15 protein-coding genes are annotated in these 17,979 nt (G+C 65.0%); 4 read left to right on the top strand and 11 right to left on the bottom strand.

What is annotated here, in order from left to right:
* Window positions 1–32: 32 nt before the first annotated feature.
* Window positions 33–2,408 carry an AsmA family protein gene (locus AB4Y31_RS14675; RefSeq protein ID WP_368674551.1) on the bottom strand — a complete coding sequence of 792 codons (2,376 nt, stop codon included), beginning with the start codon at window positions 2,406–2,408 and terminating at the stop codon, window positions 33–35.
* A gap of 110 nt (window positions 2,409–2,518) precedes the next feature.
* Here AB4Y31_RS14675 and AB4Y31_RS14680 point away from each other — a divergent pair, with 110 nt between their 5' ends.
* Window positions 2,519–3,250 carry an ATP-binding cassette domain-containing protein gene (locus AB4Y31_RS14680; RefSeq protein ID WP_368674552.1) on the top strand — a complete coding sequence of 244 codons (732 nt, stop codon included), beginning with the start codon at window positions 2,519–2,521 and terminating at the stop codon, window positions 3,248–3,250.
* The gene (gene fetB, locus AB4Y31_RS14685) at window positions 3,247–4,056 is read left to right on the top strand and encodes an iron export ABC transporter permease subunit FetB (protein ID WP_018441662.1); all 810 of its coding nucleotides are present in this window, start codon (window positions 3,247–3,249) and stop codon (window positions 4,054–4,056) included. The genes AB4Y31_RS14680 and fetB overlap by 4 nt, the downstream gene beginning before the upstream one ends.
* 54 nt (window positions 4,057–4,110) lie before the next feature.
* Here the strand turns inward: fetB and AB4Y31_RS14690 are convergent, their stop codons facing one another.
* On the bottom strand, window positions 4,111–4,683 hold the full coding sequence (locus AB4Y31_RS14690; protein ID WP_368674553.1) for a DUF6013 family protein: 573 nt from the start codon (window positions 4,681–4,683) through the stop codon (window positions 4,111–4,113).
* A gap of 276 nt (window positions 4,684–4,959) precedes the next feature.
* Here AB4Y31_RS14690 and serB point away from each other — a divergent pair, with 276 nt between their 5' ends.
* Complete coding sequence (gene serB / locus AB4Y31_RS14695) at window positions 4,960–5,799, top strand: phosphoserine phosphatase SerB (RefSeq protein WP_368674554.1); 840 nt, start codon at window positions 4,960–4,962, stop codon at window positions 5,797–5,799.
* Between the two features lie 22 nt (window positions 5,800–5,821).
* Here serB and AB4Y31_RS14700 read toward each other — a convergent pair whose 3' ends face one another.
* The 3 genes from AB4Y31_RS14700 to rimO form a co-directional block, all read right to left on the bottom strand.
* Complete coding sequence (locus tag AB4Y31_RS14700; RefSeq protein WP_368674555.1) at window positions 5,822–7,012, bottom strand: cystathionine beta-lyase; 1,191 nt, start codon at window positions 7,010–7,012, stop codon at window positions 5,822–5,824.
* Complete coding sequence (gene bktB / locus AB4Y31_RS14705; RefSeq protein ID WP_368674556.1) at window positions 7,009–8,199, bottom strand: beta-ketothiolase BktB; 1,191 nt, start codon at window positions 8,197–8,199, stop codon at window positions 7,009–7,011. Before bktB ends, AB4Y31_RS14700 begins: the two co-directional genes overlap by 4 nt.
* 69 nt (window positions 8,200–8,268) lie before the next feature.
* Entirely contained in the window at window positions 8,269–9,669 is a 1,401-nt protein-coding gene (rimO, locus tag AB4Y31_RS14710; RefSeq protein ID WP_368674557.1) for a 30S ribosomal protein S12 methylthiotransferase RimO, read from the bottom strand.
* A 213-nt stretch (window positions 9,670–9,882) separates the two neighbouring features.
* Here rimO and AB4Y31_RS14715 point away from each other — a divergent pair, with 213 nt between their 5' ends.
* Window positions 9,883–10,680 carry a phosphatase PAP2 family protein gene (locus AB4Y31_RS14715; protein WP_368674558.1) on the top strand — a complete coding sequence of 266 codons (798 nt, stop codon included), beginning with the start codon at window positions 9,883–9,885 and terminating at the stop codon, window positions 10,678–10,680.
* Window positions 10,681–10,694: 14 nt separating this feature from the next.
* Here AB4Y31_RS14715 and phaR read toward each other — a convergent pair whose 3' ends face one another.
* From phaR to AB4Y31_RS14745, 6 genes are all read right to left on the bottom strand, one after another.
* A complete protein-coding gene (gene phaR, locus AB4Y31_RS14720; protein WP_018441656.1) occupies window positions 10,695–11,267 on the bottom strand; it encodes a polyhydroxyalkanoate synthesis repressor PhaR in 573 nt (190 codons plus the stop codon).
* A 151-nt stretch (window positions 11,268–11,418) separates the two neighbouring features.
* On the bottom strand, window positions 11,419–12,159 hold the full coding sequence (locus AB4Y31_RS14725; RefSeq protein ID WP_020566300.1) for a 3-ketoacyl-ACP reductase: 741 nt from the start codon (window positions 12,157–12,159) through the stop codon (window positions 11,419–11,421).
* A gap of 101 nt (window positions 12,160–12,260) precedes the next feature.
* The gene (locus AB4Y31_RS14730) at window positions 12,261–13,442 is read right to left on the bottom strand and encodes an acetyl-CoA C-acetyltransferase (RefSeq protein ID WP_368674559.1); all 1,182 of its coding nucleotides are present in this window, start codon (window positions 13,440–13,442) and stop codon (window positions 12,261–12,263) included.
* A gap of 185 nt (window positions 13,443–13,627) precedes the next feature.
* On the bottom strand, window positions 13,628–15,565 hold the full coding sequence (gene phaC / locus AB4Y31_RS14735) for a class I poly(R)-hydroxyalkanoic acid synthase (protein ID WP_368674560.1): 1,938 nt from the start codon (window positions 15,563–15,565) through the stop codon (window positions 13,628–13,630).
* Between the two features lie 343 nt (window positions 15,566–15,908).
* On the bottom strand, window positions 15,909–16,730 hold the full coding sequence (gene pgeF, locus AB4Y31_RS14740) for a peptidoglycan editing factor PgeF (protein WP_368674561.1): 822 nt from the start codon (window positions 16,728–16,730) through the stop codon (window positions 15,909–15,911).
* Window positions 16,731–16,739: 9 nt separating this feature from the next.
* Window positions 16,740–17,948, bottom strand: coding sequence for an RluA family pseudouridine synthase (locus tag AB4Y31_RS14745; protein WP_368674562.1), 1,209 nt, complete (start codon window positions 17,946–17,948; stop codon window positions 16,740–16,742).
* Window positions 17,949–17,979: the final 31 nt, after the last annotated feature.

The following is a 17,979-nucleotide window of genomic DNA, read 5'->3' on the forward strand; positions in this document are numbered from 1 at the left end:
AAACCTGGAATTTTACCAAGCTTTCGTGAAGCTCACCTGCCTTTACCCGCGCTGGCCCCTCCGTTCTCGGCCGGCGCCGCCGCGCTTGCCGGCGCGGACGGGCGGTCGGATTGCGTCGCGGCCGCCGGCTTCTCGCTCGGCGCCTCGCGCATGCGGGCGATCAGCTCGTCGCAAGGCGCAGGGTTGTTATGACTGGGCGCGATGAGCGGAATCAGCGCCGCGAACGGATTGATGAGACCGAGGGCGACGGCCGCGCCGGCCCGCAGGGCGAGCGCGCCTTTGCTGACGCCGACGTCCGGATGCTTGAACGTGCCCTTGACGTAGAGCGGCGAGCGCAGCGAAAAGACGCGCAGTCCTTTCGTCTGAGGGTGAATCGACAGCTTCATCGATTCGTTGCGCAGATCGATGTTGCCATTCATTGCAATAAGCGCATCGTCGGTGTCGAGCGCGAACGTGCGTGTATCGAGCACGCCGTGCGTCGCCACGAAATCGGCCGCGCCGCAGTGGATGTTGATGTTCTGGTCGCCGAAGAGCTTCCGATACACGACATTCGCCACGTTCAGTCCCGCCGCTTCCATCAACAGCAGGCTCAGCTTGCCCTGCGTGACGAGTGCTTTCGTCTCGCCATCGAGCGTCGCCGCCATCGCCGCCGGCGAGTTGCCCGTCGCCGATAGTGCGGCGTCGCCGTTCAGCTCGCCGAGGGCCGATTGCATCGTCTTTTGCGTAGGGAACAGCTGCTTCAGCTTCAGATGCCGCGCGGACAACGAAACGCGGGCCTTGAGCGGCACCGCCCCGCCGTCGAGGTGGATGTCCGAGGCCAGCGATCCGCCCGCGAAGCCGAAACGCAGCGGCACGAGCGCCAGGTTGCCATCCTTCATCACGACGTGCGTGTAGAGGTCAGTGAACGGCAACTGCGGGTTCTTGATGATGCGCTTGCCCGTGAACGTCACATCGGCATCGACCGCACGCCAGCGATCGGTTCGGAAAGGCTCGACGGGCAATGCCTTGTCGGCGGGCTGTTTGATCGCCTCGCCGCGATGGGCCTTGCTGGCATTGGTGTCGGCTCCGATGATCGGCGCCAGGTCCTCGAAGCGCAGCAGCTTCGAAACGACATTGCCCTTCAGCAGCGGACGCGGGCCTCGATTGTCGTAGGTCAACGTGCCTTCGAGGTCGCTGCCGCCCACGCGGCCCGTGAAGCCGCTGTAGGTCAGAACGGTGTCTTTGGTGCCGAGATTCCCGGCCAGGTGCCCGTCGGTCGCATAAGGCGGCGTCTCAGGCAGCGGCACGCCGAGGATCGGATAAAGATGAGCGGCGCTTGCGCCCTGCAGCCAGAGCCGGATGTCGAGCGCCGCCAGATGCAGTGGGTCTGTGAGCGTGCCGACCAGCGCCAGTCGCGTGTCTCCGATCTTCACGTCGGCCTGCAGCGGAAACGGGCGGGTCGTGTCGCGCAGTTCGAGCACGCTGCCGATCTTGCCCGTACCCGACACTGCCGTCGACCGATAGGTGCCGTTTGCCGTGAAGCCCAGCGCGTACTGATCGCGAGGGTTCGAGGGCGCGGCGGACGGCGAGCTGGCGGCGGCTCCGGAAGCGGCGGAGGCGTTCGCGATTCCCGCCGACGTCGATGCGCCGGATGCTCCGGATACCGATGGCGCAATCGCCGCGCCGGACACCGCGGATGCCGCCGAGCCCGCTCTCGTGCCCGACGCGGCCTTTTCCTGCTTGCTGAGCTTGCGCGCGCCGCGCTTGCCCACGACGTTCGCGGCCGTTTGCCGCGACGCCGATTCTTGCTGCTTCAGCACCTCCCCAATCGGGATCGGCTGTCCAAGCGTATCGACGCCGACCCGCATGTCGATCTTTTTGAGCGCGTCCGCAAGCGTGATGGTGCCCTTCGCGAAACCCAGGGTGCCGAGTTCCACGGACCAATGCATCGGCTGCTGCGACTGCTTGAATTGGAACGTCCAGTTATCGCGCCCGTCCGCGAGGCGCTCGAGGTCGATCGACGGATTGACGAAGTCGATCGTCGGCACGGCGATCGTATGCGCGATGAGCGGCAGAACCTTCGCGTCGAAGGTGATCTCGTCGAAAGTCGCGAACTGCGGCGCCTTGGCCCATGATGGATTGCCGATCGTCACACGATAGGCGGAAAATCGCGGCCACGGCACCCAGGCGCGCCAGCCGCTTTCGCCGACCGGGCGCTCCCAGCCGATGCGCAGATCGCCGTTGATCGCGAACGGCCGCCCGAGCGCCTGCGATACCTTGTCGTCGATCCACGGCCGGGCCCGGTTCCAGTCGAACGTCAGGACGAAAACGGCCAGCGCCGCTACGAGGATGACGTCGATGCCGATGACCCAGGCGAGAATTTTGCCGACCGTGCCGAGAACGGACCGGCGAGTGCGTTCAACGGGCATAAATGCTCCGCGGATTGGCCGCGCGCGCCGATCGCTCTACCGCATCGATCCCGAGCGCGATCGTCATAGTTGCGCTGGAGCAAGCACTATGCCGCCGATCTCCCTCTATCATGACGAACCGCGTGCCACGATCATCAAAGAGCCGCCGATTGAACACCCCACTTCTCGTTGAAGCGCAGGGCATCGTCCGACGCGATCCGCGTACCGGTACCACCCTGCTCGCCGCAACCGACTTCGCGCTGGCCGCCGGCGACCGCCTGGCCGTCACGGGCCCGTCGGGCGCCGGCAAAAGCGTCTTCTTGCGCGCGCTCGCGCTGCTGGACCCGCTCGACGCGGGGCGCATAGCATGGCATGGGCGGCCTGTCGAACGCCGGACGATTCCGCGCTATCGCAAGAACGTCGCGTACGTCCGGCAGCGTCCGGCCCTGCTCGACGGCACGGTCGAGGACAATTTGCGCTATCCGTTCTCGCTTCATGCCTATCGCGGCGCGCGCTTCGACCGCACTCGCGCGACGCGGCTCGCCGAGCGCGCCGGCCGCGCAAGCGATTTTCTCGACAAACGCGCGAGCGAGCTCTCGGGCGGCGAAGCGCAGATCACCGCGCTGATCCGAGTCCTTCAGCTCGATCCCGAGGTGCTGTTCCTCGACGAGCCGACCGCCTCGCTCGATCCGCAATCCGCGCAAGCCATCGAAGCGCTCGTCGCCGATTGGTTCGACGCCCGTGCCGCCGGGCGCGGCTGGATCTGGGTGTCGCACGACCCGGCGCAGGCCGCGCGCGTCGCCGTGCGGCAGTTGACGATGCGCGCCGGCCAGCTCGGATTGGCGGAGGAGCCTGTGCAATGAATGCCGTTCTGCAAAATCTCAGCCTCGTAGACGTCGCCATTGCGGCATTGCTCATCGTCGTCAACGGAGCCGTCTCGATGGCGCTCTCGCTCGGTCTCGGCCGCAAGCTCGCGCTCGCCGCCGTGCGCACCGTCGTTCAGTTGCTCGCCATCGGCTATGTGCTCGGCTGGGTGTTCGCGAATGCCCATTGGTACGTGGTCCTGCCCGTCATCGCGGTCATGACGATCGTCGCCGGGCTGGCCGGCGCGGCGCGCGGCGCCCATACCTACGCGGGCCAACGCGCCGACAGCATCGTTTCGATCTGGATCAGCGCATGGCTCGTCGCGGCCATCGGCCTTTTCGCCGTGATCCGCATTCATCCCTGGTACGAGCCGCAGTATGCGATACCGATCCTCGGGATGATCCTCGGCAACACGCTGACGGGCGTCTCGCTCGCGATCGAGAGAATGGCCGAGGAGCTGACCGCGCGGCGCGACCGCGTCGACATGGCGCTCGCGCTCGGCGCGACGCGCTGGGAGGCCGCACAAGGCCCCGCGCGGCAAGCCGTGCGCGCGGGCATGATTCCGACGTTGAACCAGATGACCGTGGTCGGCGTCGTCAGCCTTCCGGGGATGATGACGGGCCAGGTGCTGGCCGGACAATCGCCGCTGCAGGCCGTCCGATACCAGATCGTGATCATGTTCCTGATCGCGGCATCGTCGGCGCTCGGCACCGTAGGCGCCGTCCTGCTGACCTATCGGCGGCTCTTCTCGGCCGACCATCGGTTTCTGGCCTCGCGGCTGCTGGAGCGCCGCGAAGCCCGGTGATGCGGAACGGACTCGAGCCGTCACCGGCGCAAATTGCCGCGCGAAACGGAGGTCTCAGCGCTTGGCCGAGACGGTCACGCGCGTGCCGTCGTTGAGCGCGACTGTCTTCGCCGCTCCGGTCGTCGGCATCGTGAAGCGCACTACCTGACTCATCGCCGTCACCTGCGGACATTGCAGCGTCTTGCCGCCCGTCTTGACGGTCGTCGCTCGGCCCTTGGGCACGCTCGCCTGCACGCTCATCTGCACCGTGGCCGTGCCGTCGTCGGCGACGATGGGCGCGAGGCGCACGCTGATCTGGCGAGCGAGCGCGCCGTTCGCATCGAGCGCGAGAGACATATAGCCGGGACACTGCTCGGGAACGGGTGTCGCGCCAGCCGTCGACGCCGTTTTCCAGTTGAAGTCGTCGGTCTGCCCCGAGCTGATCGTTCGCGTCTCCTGCAGATTGCCGAACGCCTTCGAGGCGACTTTCACGGTGTACTTGATCGGACCGGAAGTCGGCGTCTTGGATGTGACCGTGATTGGCGGAGCGGCATGCGTGGCGGGTGCGATCGCAACGCCGGCGAAGGCAGCCGCGCAGGCGCAAGCCGCGAGCAGCGAGCGGGGTGGGCGCAGGGGTCGTCTCATCATGTTACGTCATCCTCGGTTGGTGCGGCACACGACGATGCAGGCAGCACCGGAGCCGATCTCGCGACCGGACGGATGGCCCGCGCTCCCAGTCTAACGCTACCGGCGACGAGCGGCTCGCCGGCCGCGATCGGGAGTTGCACCGCTTGCATTCGTGCGGCGAATGCGGTTGCGGATACGGCCCCGATAGGCCGGCCGGTGGCGAACCGTTACAATGGGCGGATTTCCCGCGGCGGCAGCCGCGCCGATACCAGAACGAACGACTTCCCCGCCTCACCGATGAATCTCGTCATTCAAAGCCCCGAGCCGTTAGCGGCTGCTCATGTCAAACCGCTTGTCGCACTCGCACGGGGCTCGCATGCGCAGCCCGTCGATCCTTATGCGGTCCGAATCGCCGATGCCGATCCGGCCCAGCGCGGCGACGTGGAAGCCTATTGCGCGACTCACGCGCTCGACTACGCGTTCGTGCGCCCCGGGCTTTCGCTGCGGGACTTTGGCCTCGTGGCCATGGACATGGACTCGACGCTGATCACGATCGAATGCATCGACGAAATCGCGGACTTTTGCGGGCTGAAGGCGGAAGTCTCGGCGATCACCGAGGCCGCCATGCGCGGCGAGATCAAGAACTTCGATGAAAGCCTCACGGCGCGCGTCGCGCTGCTCGAAGGGCTCGATGCGACTGCGCTCGAACACGTCTTCCGCGAACGGCTGCGACTCTCGCCGGGCGCGGAGACCCTACTCGCCGCCGTGCAGGCTGCCGGGATGCGCACGCTGCTCGTCTCGGGCGGCTTCACGTTCTTCACGGACCGGCTCAAAGCGAAGCTCAACCTCGATTTCGCGCGGGCCAATACACTCGAAATCGTCGACGGCAAGCTGACAGGAAAGGTGCTCGGCGAGATCGTCGACGCGAGCGTGAAGGCGCATACGTTGCGCAAGGCCTGCGAGGCGTCGGGCATTCCGACGTCGCAGGCCATCGTCTTCGGCGATGGCTCGAACGACCTCGAGATGATGGACGAGGCGGGACTCTCGGTCGCGTTCCGCGCGAAGCCTGTCGTGCGCGCCGCTGCCGACGTGGCATTCAATTACGTCGGCCTCGACGGCCTGCTGCGGCTATTCTGAGCGCCGGAGCGCGGCTAAGGAATCAACCGAGCGCCGACTTCATCGCGCGTTCGATATCGGCACGCAGATCGGCCTCGTCTTCCAGACCGGTATAGAACCGGACCAGGATACCCCGATGCGGCCAGCGCGATGCCGTGCGCATCGACACCACGTCGTACGGCATGGCGAGACTGTACGCGCCGCCCCAGCTCCAACCGATGGCGAAGAGCTCGAGCGCCTCGACGAACGCATCGATCTGCGCGTGGCTGTAGCGCTCATCGAAGATCACCGAAAAAAGCCCGCCCGCGCCTGTGAAATCGCGCATGAACTCGGCATGGCCCGGACAATCGGGCAGCGCCGGATGCAGCACCGCCGCGATTTCCGGACGCGCCTTCAGCCAACGTGCGAGGCCCAGCGCGGTACGATCGTGCGCCTCGAAGCGAGCTTTCATACTCGGCAGACTGCGCAGCACGAGTGAGCAATCGTCGACCGAGACACCGATCCCCATGCGCATGCGCGCGCGTTTCAGCTTCAGGTGCAGCTCGTGATCGATCGTGATCGTCGCACCCATCAGGACGTCGCTGCCGCCCGATTGGTACTTCGTCATCGCCTGCACCGAGATGTCGACGCCAAGCTCGAGCGGCCGGAATGCCAGGCCCGCCGAATAGGTATTGTCGATCGCGGTCACGACATGGCGCTCGCGTGCCGCCGCCACGATCGCGCGGACGTCGGGCACTTCCATCGTGACCGAGCCCGGCGACTCGATCCAGATGAGACGCGTATTCGGCCGAATCAGGTCGGCGATGCCGCCGCCGACGAGCGGATCGTAGTAGCGGACGGAAATGCCGAAATCGTGCGCAAGCCACTCGCCATGCTCGCGGTTCGGCGAGTAGACGTTATCGGGAATCAGCACGTCGTCGCCTGTTTTGACGATGCCGAAATAGACGTTCGAGATCGCCGAAAGTCCCGATGGCTGCAACAGCGCTTGCTTGCCGCCCTCGATCGCCGCGATGCGCTGCGCGAGTGCGGCGGAAGTCGGCGTCGCGTGCAGGCCGTAGCGCCATTGCGAATCGTCGCGCCAATCCCCCGCTCGCACGGTTGCGAGATCGGGGAAGACGACGGTGGAGGCGCGCATGACCGGCGTCACGAACGACTCGAAACCCGGCTCGAGATGCGGCTCAGCATGGACAATCCGTGTTTGCCGGGCCCGCGAGGAGGAAGTGGAGTCTGTCATGGTTGGTAAGTTTCGAATATGACGGCGATGCCTTGCCCTCCGCCGATGCACATCGTGGCGAGCGCATAGCGCCCGTCACGGCGTTGCAGCTCGTAGAGCGCCTTGATCGCGATGATCGCGCCCGTTGCGCCGATCGGATGACCGAGCGAGATACCGGAACCGTTCGGGTTGACGCGGGCCGGGTCGAGCCCGAGCTCCGCCGTCACCGCGCATGCCTGTGCCGCGAACGCCTCGTTGGCTTCGATCACGTCGAGATCGGCCACCGAAAGCCCGGCGCGCTGGAGTGCGTGGCGCGTGGCCGGCACCGGCCCGATGCCCATGTATGCCGGATCCACGCCCGCGTGGCCGTACGCGACGATGCGCCCGAGCGGCCTGATCCCTCGCGCTTCGGCGACGCGACGCTCCATCAGCACGAGAGCGCCCGCACCGTCGTTGATGCCCGACGCATTGCCGGCCGTCACCGTCCCGCCTTCCTTCTGGTAGACAGGCTTGAGCCGCGCGAGATCTTCGATCGACGTCTCGTGCCGGACATGCTCATCGGCGTCGAAGACCACTTCGCCCTTCTTGGACGGAACCGAAATCGGCAAGACCTGGCTCTTGAAGTAACCCTCGCGAATCGCGCGCGACGCGCGCCGATGCGATTCGAGGGCGAGTGCATCCTGGGCCTCACGCGTGATGCCGTACTTGCGCGCGACGTTCTCGGCCGTCACGCCCATATGAAACGACTCGAAGGGGTCATGAAGCGCGCCGAGCATCATGTCGACGATGCGCGCGTCGCCCATGCGCTGTCCGAAGCGCGCGGCCGGCGCGATGTACGGTGCGCGGCTCATGCTTTCCGCGCCGCCCGCGACAGCGATGTCGGTATCGCCGAGCAGAATGCTCTGCGCGGCCGAAACGACCGCCTGCAGACCCGAGCCGCACAGACGGTTGACCGTCATGGCGGGCGCGGACTGCGCCACGCCGGCGTTGAGCGCGGCCACGCGCGCGAGGTACATGTCCTTCGGCTCAGTCTGAATGACATTGCCGAAGACGACATGGCCGACTTCGTCGCCGCGCACTTGCGCGCGCGACAACGCTTCGCGCACGACGCGCGCGCCGAGCTCGGTCGGCGCGAAGTCCTTGAGGCTGCCGCCGAAATCGCCGACCGCCGTCCGCACGCCGCTCACCACTACGACTTCTCGTTGCATTGCCGTCTCCTGAACTGAAGTGTCGATGGATGTATTCAAGGCGAACGAGATGCGAAGCACGCGCTGCGGTCAGACTTCTCCCCACAGGTCGTGCCCGTCGGCGCCCGTGATTCTCACCGAAACGAAGTCGCCGACCTTGTAGCGCTTCGACGCCTTCGTCGCCGGCGCGACATAGACCACGCCGTCGATCTCCGGGGCGTCGGCTGCCGTGCGGCCGATGCCGCCGTCGGCGTTGACTTCGTCGACGAGCACCTTCAGCGTTTTGCCGACCTTGCGCGCCATGCGCTTGGCCGACACTTCTTCGGCGACCTCCATGAAGCGCGCGCGACGCGCTTCCCGGACTTCATCGGGCAACGCGCCATCGAGCTCGTTCGCGCTCGCACCTTCGACGGGAGAGTACGCGAAGCAGCCAACTCGATCGAGCTCCGCGGCCCGAATGAATTCGAGGAGTGTCTCGAATTGCGCCTCCGTCTCGCCGGGGAACCCCGCGATGAACGTGCTGCGGATCGTCAGATCGGGGCAAATCCGGCGCCAGTTGGCGACGCGCTCGAGCGTCCGCTCGGCGTTGGCTGGACGCTTCATGCGCTTGAGCACTTGCGGATCGGCGTGTTGGAACGGCACGTCGAGATAGGGCAGAACGTGGCCCTTCAGCGGGCCCGCGGCCATCATCGGAATGATCTCGTCGACGTGCGGATAGGGATAGACGTAATGGAGCCGGACCCAGGCGCCGTATTGCGCTGCGAGCTCGCCGAGGGCACCGACGAGCTCCGTCATGCGCGTCTTGAGGGGACGACCATTCCAGAAGCCGGTGCGGAACTTGACATCGGTACCGTAGGCGCTCGTGTCCTGCGAGATCACGAGCAACTCCTTCACGCCCGATTTGAAGAGATTCTCGGCTTCCAGCATGACTTCCGCGATGGGACGCGAGACGAGGTCTCCGCGCATCGAAGGGATGATGCAGAACGTGCAGCGATGGTTGCAGCCCTCGGAAATCTTCAAATACGCATAGTGGCGCGGCGTGAGCTTGATCCCCGCGGGCGGCACCAGATCGACGAACGGGTCGTGCGGCTTGGGCAGATGGCTGTGCACGGCCTGCATGACCTCGCCGACGGCGTGCGGGCCGGTGACCGCGAGCACCTTCGGATGCACTTCCTCGATGAGACCGGTGCCGCTTGCGCTCTTTTTGGCGCCGAGGCAGCCGGTGACGATGACCTTGCCGTTCTCGGTGAGGGCTTCGCCGATGGCGTCGAGGCTTTCCTGAACCGCTTCATCGATGAAGCCGCAGGTGTTGACGACAACGAGATCGGCACCGTCATAGGTGCCCGAGATCTCGTAACCCTCGGCGCGCAGCTGGGTGATGATCTGCTCGGAGTCGACGAGAGCCTTGGGGCACCCGAGGGAAACGAAGCCGACTTTGGGAGCGGCGCTCGGCGCGGCGACAGGCGAGGTGGGGGATGAAGTCTGCGGCATGGGCGGTTCGGCAAATAGCGACGACAGGATGCGGCGAGCGGCATGTGCACGGCACCGCGCGCAACCCGTCCGAGAAACCGCGTATTGTACCGCGCCATCATTTTTTGAGCTTTTTATGCCGTTTCCGTAGTGCTACCCTCACCGGCCTCCGTGCTCGAACAACATAGCGCCAGTCCTGACAAGCATTCGATACAAAATCCGTGGGGGACGACGATGAACGGTTTCGATACCGCGATACTGACATTTCTTACGCAGCACGAATTCGACTCTGCCGTGCTCAACCACGCGATTCGCGTGATGGCGGGCCTCTATACGTTCAAGGGCTTCGTGCTGATCCCGGTTCTCTGGTGGATCTGGTTCCAGCCTGGCGAGCGCCGAGAGTGGCAACGCGAGATGGTGATCGCGACGATAGTGAGTGGACTCCTGTCGCTGCTCGTCGGCAGGACACTGGCGCATTACCTGCCCTATCGGGTGCGGCCGATTCATAACTCAGAGCTGCTTCTGCACTTCCCCCCTGTGAACTTCCCGGAACCCGTGTTGCGCTTCTGGAACTCATTCCCAAGCGATCATGCCATGCTGTGGATGTCCGTCGCCACTGGTATCTTTCTGGTCTGGCGAACACTTGGCGCGCTCGTCCTGCTTTACACAGTCGTCTTCATTTGCCTGCCGCGTGTGTACCTGGGTCTGCACTATCCGACGGACGTCATCGGAGGCGCCATCCTCGGCGTCGCCATTACTTATCTGATGACGCGTGATGCCGCGAGGAAGCGATATGCACGGCCGGCATCGATATGGTTCGAGCGATCGCCGGCAGCCTCGTACACGCTCGCCTTTGTTGTCTGCTTCGAGTTGATCACCCAATTCGACGAAGTCGTGCGGCTGGGCGAGTCGATCGAGAACGGCTTGCAAACGGCCGCCCCGACGGTGCATGGCATCTCAGCGCAAATGGAAATCCGGCCGGTGGTGCACGCCTGTCGGAATTCCAACCTGCCGTTGGTCGCGAATCGATAGCGATCGAATGCCGTCTACTTCTTTTCCGGCGGCTCCGACCCCGAATTGGGCTTGTTGAAGGTAAACGAACTGAACATCGACTTCGCCTGGTTCTGCATCTGCTCCTGCAGTTGCACGAACATGTTCTTCGATTGTTCGATGTAGCTCGTCATCATGCCCTGCATCATCGGCGCCTGCATGTTCATGAATTGCGACCATACCTCGGGGTTCAGCGCATTGCCCTCGTAGAGGGTCTTCGACTGCTCGGCGAGCTTGTTCTGGATATCGATGAACGCCTGAATATTCTTTTCCAGATACGTGCCCATCATTCCCTGCATCGCATGCCCGTAGAAACGGATGATCTGCGAGAGCATCGAAGAGGAGAACATCGGCACGCCGCCGCTCTCCTCTTCGAGAATGATCTGCAGCAGGATGCTGCGCGTCAGATCTTCGTTGGTCTTCGCATCGATGACCTTGAAGTCCTCCTGGTCGAGCACCAGTTGCTTCACGTCGCTCAACGTGATGTACGTGCTCGTCTCCGTGTCATAGAGCCGACGGTTCGGATATTTTTTGATGAATCGCTCGGCTGTTTTCTTTGTAGTCGACATGTAACGCCTTCTAATATCAAGCCAATGTAGCGCAGTGTCGGCGCGTCGTATCCGCCGCTGTGGCACTGGCGGACCGGCCCCCGAAACCGAAACCCCGAAACGCGACTGTGCCGGCCGCGACACAGCGGAATCCGCAGCCGGCCGACGCGCATCAGCCCATATGCAAACCGCCGTTCAACGAAAAATCGGCGCCCGTCGAAAACCCCGACTCCTCCGACGCCAGCCACGCCACGATCGAAGCGATCTCGTCCGGCGAGCCGAGCCGGCGCACCGGAATCGTCGCAATGATCTTCTCGAGCACATCGGCGCGGATCGACTTGACCATATCCGTCCCAATGTAGCCCGGCGATACCGTGTTGACCGTCACGCCCTTCGTCGCGACTTCTTGCGCCAGCGCCATCGTGAAGCCGTGAATGCCCGCCTTGGCGGTCGAATAGTTCGTCTGCCCGAACTGCCCTTTCTGACCGTTGACCGACGAGATGTTGACGATGCGCCCCCATCCACGCTCGACCATCCCGTCGATGACCTGCTTGGTCACGTTGAAAAGGCTCGTCAGATTGGTGTCGATGACGGCCGTCCAGTCCTCATGCGTCATCTTGCGAAACACGACGTCGCGCGTAATGCCCGCGTTGTTGACGAGCACATCGATCTCGCCGACTTCGGCCTTCACCTTGTCGAACGCGGCCTTCGTCGACTCCCAATCGCCGACGTTGCCTTCCGACGCCACGAAATCGTAGCCGAGCGCCTTTTGCTGCTCGAGCCACGTCGCGCGGCGCGGCGAGTTCGGCCCGCAGCCCGCGACTACCCGATAGCCCTGCTTGTGAAGGCGCTGGCAGATGGCGGTGCCGATACCGCCCATCCCGCCCGTTACGTACGCAATGCGCTGACTCATGAATCACGCTCCATTTCTCTTTTTGGGCGGGGCGCGTTACGCCCCCGCCCCTCGTTATCAACCGCCCCGACCAAGCGGCTCTTCCTGCGACATGCGCGCCGTCACACCCGCTCGACGGCCAGCGCCACGCCCATCCCTCCGCCGATGCAAAGCGAAGCCAAGCCGCGCTTCGCGTCGCGCTTTTGCATCTCGTGCAGCAGCGTGACAAGAATACGGCAACCCGACGCGCCGATCGGGTGACCGATCGCAATTGCACCGCCGTTCACGTTGATCTTCGACGTATCCCAGCCCATTTGCTTGTGGACCGCCAGCGCCTGCGCCGCGAACGCCTCGTTGATCTCCATCAGATCGAGATCGCCGACAGACCATCCCGCGCGCTCGAGGCAGCGGCGCGACGCCGGCACGGGCCCCATGCCCATCACCTTCGGATCGACGCCCGCATTCCCGTAGGCCTTGATGCGCGCGAGCGGCTTCAGGCCGAGCGCGTCGGCCTTCTTAGCCGACATGACGAGCACGGCCGCCGCGCCGTCATTGATGCCCGACGCATTGCCGGCCGTCACCGAGCCTTCCTTCGCAAAAGCAGGCTTGAGCCCGCCCAACGATTCGGCGGTGACGCCATGACGCACGAACTCGTCGGTGGCAAAGCGCAGCGGCTCGCCCTTCCTCTGCGGCACTTCGACGGGCACGATCTCGTCGTCGAAGCGCCCCGACTTCTGCGCGGCCTCGGCCTTGTTCTGCGAGAGCGCGGCAAACTGATCCTGCTCTTCGCGCGTCACGCCGTATTCCTTGGCGACGTTTTCGGCCGTCACGCCCATGTGGTACTGGTTGTAGACGTCCCAGAGGCCGTCGACGATCATCGAATCGATGAGCTTCGCGTCACCCATGCGGAAGCCGTCGCGCGAGCCGAGCAGGATGTGAGGCGCGGCGCTCATGTTTTCCTGGCCGCCCGCGACAACGATGTCCGCATCGCCGGCAATGACGGCGTTCGCCGCGAGCATGACCGCCTTCAGGCCCGAGCCGCAGACCTTGTTGATCGTCATGCCGGGAATGGCGCTCGGCAGGCCCGCCTTGATCAGCGCTTGCCGTGCCGGGTTTTGCCCGGAGCCGCCGGTCAGCACCTGGCCCATGATGACTTCACTGACCTGCTCGGGCTTCACGCCCGCGCGCTCGAGGACCGCGCGGATCACCGTCGCCCCGAGCTCCGGCGCTGGAATCTTGGCAAGCGAGCCGCCGAATTTGCCGACGGCGGTACGAGCAGCGGAAACGATCACTACGTCTGTCATTTTGGAACTCCTCCGAGCGAGGCGGCCTTGTGGGCCGCGCCTCGTACAGTTGAAAATCAATTCCGACCGCGGTTCGCGCGGGTGCGCGTGACCGCGGTCCCGTGAAGCAGCCGATCCGGACTTCGCGCGTCAGCGCTCGATCCGATCGAGTGTCGCGGCCGATGGAACGAACGGCTTGCCTTCGCTCAATCGCGCTCTTGCACATAGCGCCCCGGCGCCGGCTCGATGACCGGATACTCGGCTGAGCCGAGTTGCGCGCGGGACTTGACCTTGCGGCCGCCATACTGGTCGAGCCACGTGATCCAATCGGGCCACCAGCTGCCGGGTTTTTCGACGGCCGCGTCGAACCACTCGTCCGGGTCCTCGGGCAGCGTCTTCTCGCTTCCTTCATAGACCCAGTAGCTGCGCTTGCCCTTCGCCGGCGGATTGATGACACCGGCGATATGGCCCGAGGCGCCGAGCACGAACCGCTGCGGCCCGGTCAACAGCGGCGCCGACGCGTAGGCCGTCCGCCACGGCACGATATGGTCCTCGCGCGAGCCGTAGATGAACGTCGGCACGTCGATGCGCGACAGGTCTAGCGGCTCGCCGCACACGGTCAGCGCGCCGGGCTCTCGCACCCGGTTCTCGAGATACGTGTTGCGCAGATACCAGACGAACATCGGCCCTGGCAGATTCGTCGAATCGCTGTTCCAATAGAGCAGATCGAACGGCACTGGCGTGCGGCCCTTCAGATAATTGTCGACGACGTAGTTCCAGACCAGATCGTTCGGCCGCAAAAACGAGAACGCGTTCGCGAACTCGAGGCCGCGCATGAGACCCGGCGCCGCGCCGTTGCAGCCGCCGATCGTCTGTTCGCGCATGCTCACATGCGCTTCGTCGACGAAGACGTCGAGCACGCCGGTATCGGAGAAATCGAGCATCGCCGTGACGAGCGTCATGGAGGCGGCCGGATGCTCACCGTGCGCCGCGAGGATCGCGAGCGCCGACGCGAGCATCGTCCCGCCGATGCAGAACCCGAACGTATTGATCTGCTCGCGCTCGCTCACGCTCTTGACCACGTCGATGGCGGCAAGCACGCCTTCCGTCATGTAGTCGTCCCACGTCTTGCCCGCGAGCGACGCATCGGGATTGCGCCAGGAGATCATGTACACCTGATGGCCCGATTCGAGCGCATGGGCGACGAGCGAACTTTCGGGTTGCAGATCGAGAATGTAGTACTTGTTGATGCAAGGCGGCACGATCAGGAGCGGCCGCTCGAAGACGCTTTCGGTGCGCGGCTTGTACTGGATCAGCTGGATTAGATCATTCTCGAAGACGACGGCGCCTTCCGTCGAGGCGATGTTCTTGCCGACCACGAAGCGCGACTCGTCGCTTTGCGAGATTTTCCCGCGCCGCAGATCGGAGAGCAGGTTCATAACGCCCTGGCGCAAGCTCTCGCCGTGGCTCTCGACGAGCGCCTTCTGCGCTTCGGGATTGAGCGCGAGAAAGTTGCTCGGCGAGGCGGCCGCTGTCCATTGCTGGACCGAGAAGCGAATCCGCTCGCGCGTCTTCGGATCGGTGTCGACTGCGTCGGCAAGTTCCTGCAGGTACCTCGCGTTGAGCAGGTACCACGCGGCCATGTAGGCAAAGGCCGGCGAGGCTTTCCAAGCTTCAGACGAAAAACGCCGGTCCGGCAGTTCGGGAGGCGCCGCACCGCCGGCGCTCGCCTGCTTCATCAGCTCGATGAATTCCCGCGTGTAGTCCGCCTGCAATTGCTGTAGCCGCTCGGCCGGCACCGCCAGGGGGATGCCCGGAAATCCGGGCGCCGTCTGATTGGCGTTGGGCGCGCCGGCCATGCCGTACAGGGCGGACAACGACGGCATCTGCGGCATCTGTGGCATCGGCGGCATGGTAAACGGGAACGCGAACGGCGCGGCCGCTCCGTTCGACGCCGACGCGGACGCGCCCCCGCCCGACGGCGCGGCCGCGGGCCGCGACATCTCATTTGCAAACGCACGCCATGCGTTCATCCATGCATCGAACATTTGCTGCGGATCGGCGCCGCCCGCCGCGGCCTGCTGCCCGTGGCTCGAAGGAGTATCAGCGTGAGAGGAACTCGAAGAATGTTTTGAAGCTGTCATACCCGCTCGTGACCGGTAAGCCTCGGAAGACTGATTGATAGGCGGGTTGCAGCGCATCCGGGCGAACCCTCGGGACTTCGATGCGCTCACCCATTGCGAGGGTCATTCTTGCTCCCCGCCGTAAGTCGTGTCAATGCTTGAGACCGATTTTGCCGCACTGCGATAGCTTTTTTATTATCGTTTTCCCGATGTCGATCGTACGGACTATCGGCACGCCAGCAACCGTATTGTCAGTGCATACCGTTCCGTCTGACCGAGCCGTGCATCACTTTTCGACACTCATTGCGGCACGCAGTTCGCTCGTTTCTTGTGCGGCGCATCGCCTCGCACCCCGTTCCCGCCCTCATTGATCGAGCCAGATCAGCGCGGCCATTCGCCCTGTCACGCGATCGCGTCGATACGAGTAGAAGCGATCGTCTTGCGTGACCGTGCATGCGTCGCCGCCCGTCACCTGCACGATGCCATGCCGCGCCAGGCGTAACCGGGCGAGCGCATAGAGATCGGCCAAATACTTGCCTTGCGTTTGCCCGCGCGGCGCGAACGCGTCCGAGGTCGGTACGCGCTCGGCGCCCTCGGCTGCGGCCATGAATGCGTCGCGAACGTCGTCGCCGACTTCGAAAGCGCGCGGACCGATCGCGGGCCCCAGATACGCATGCAGCGTTTGCGTCCGCGCGCCCGCGAGTGCCGCCACTTGCCGCGCCGTTTTTTCGACGATGCCGGCCACGAGCCCACGCCAGCCCGCATGCGCGGCGCCCACGGCTCGCCCTGCCTCGTCGGCAAGCAGGACCGGCATACAGTCGGCCACCATGACCACGCAGGCGGCCCCGGGCCTATCGGTCACGCTCGCGTCGGCATGCGGCGACCCGCCCGCCTCGAGCACTGCGTCGGCGCGCACGACGGTGTCGCCATGAACTTGATGGAGCCATGCAGGCTGCACGCCCACCAGCGCGCGAAGACGAGCACGGTTCTCCTCGACATGAGAAGGATCGTCGTCCGTGCGCAGCCCGAGGTTCAAGCCGCCAGGCGCTTGCGCGCCATCGACGATCCGCCCGTACGGCGGCAGGCTCACACCGCCCGAGCGCGTAGTGACGAACGCCCGCACTCGGGACGACACGCGCCATCCCGGTTGCAGGCAGTCATGAATGGTCAGCGGGGGGAAATTCATGTCGCGGTCTCACTCGATATCTTCGTCACCGGCATCGATCACTCCATCGTCGTATGCCTCGTCTTCGATGAACTCGAACTCGCCTTCGTCGCCTTCGTCGCTCTCACCGTCTTCGCCGAAGCCCAACGCCGCGGCGAGCCCGGTCATGTCCTCGGGCAATTCGGCGACCCAATGCATCGTGCGCCGCGTCTGCGGATGCACGAGGCCCAGACGCCACGCATGCAGCGCCTGTCGCGCGAAGCCGCCCGGCAACGGAACGCTCGAGCGGCGGCCGCGCATGCCGCCGTAGACCGGATCCGCGAGCAGCGGATGCCCCATGTGCGCGCAATGAACGCGAATCTGATGCGTGCGCCCGGTCTCCAGATCGCAATGAATCGCCGATACGGGTTGTCGCTGCCAGACGATTCGGTCGATCGTCCGGAAATGCGTGCGCGCGGGCTTGCCGGCCGCGCCCGTGACGACGGCCATGCGCGTGCGCTCGCGGGGATCGCGGCCGATCGGCGCATCGACGGTCCCCTCGTCGGGCATCTCACCCCAGACGAGCGCGAAATAGCGGCGCTTCACCGTGCGCGCCTGCAACTGCCGCACGAGATCCGTTTGCGCCTCGAGTGTGCGGGCGACGACCATGAGGCCCGACGTGTCCTTGTCGAGCCGATGCACGATACCCGCGCGCGGCAGGCCGGCGGCCGCCTCGCCATAGCGGTGCAGCAGGCCGTTCAGAATCGTGCCGCTCCAATTGCCGGCGGCCGGATGCACGACGAGCCCGGCCGGCTTGTTCAGCACCACGAGCGCCTCGTCCTCGTAGACGATCTCGAGCTCGACCGGCTCCGGGGTAAAGGCCAGCTCTTCGGGCAGCAGGTCGGGAACGAGTTCGATGCGCGCCTCGAGCGGCACGGGCTGGCGCACTTTGGCCGGCTGGCCGTTCACGCGCACGCGCCCCGCCTCGACCCAACTTTGCAGGCGGCTTCGGGAAAACTCGGGGAATACTTTTGCGAGAACCTTGTCTAGCCTCTCCCCCGCGAGCGCGTCGGGCACCGACGCGATTCGCGCAAGAGCGTCGCCGCCTTGCGGAACGAACGGCGAGACGGCTGATGAAGAGGCCGGCGCCTCGCCTGACTGGGCCTTTTTCGGCTCGTCGGCGCCCGCAACGCTTCGGCTATAATCGGCGCTTCGATCTTTGGAGCCGATTCCGGCGCCTGAGGAACTTTTGCGGGTCATTGAAACTGGGTCACTGAGTGAGACTGATAGC

The sequence above is a fragment of the Trinickia sp. EG282A genome (assembly GCF_040965455.1).
Lineage (GTDB): Bacteria > Pseudomonadota > Gammaproteobacteria > Burkholderiales > Burkholderiaceae > Trinickia > Trinickia symbiotica.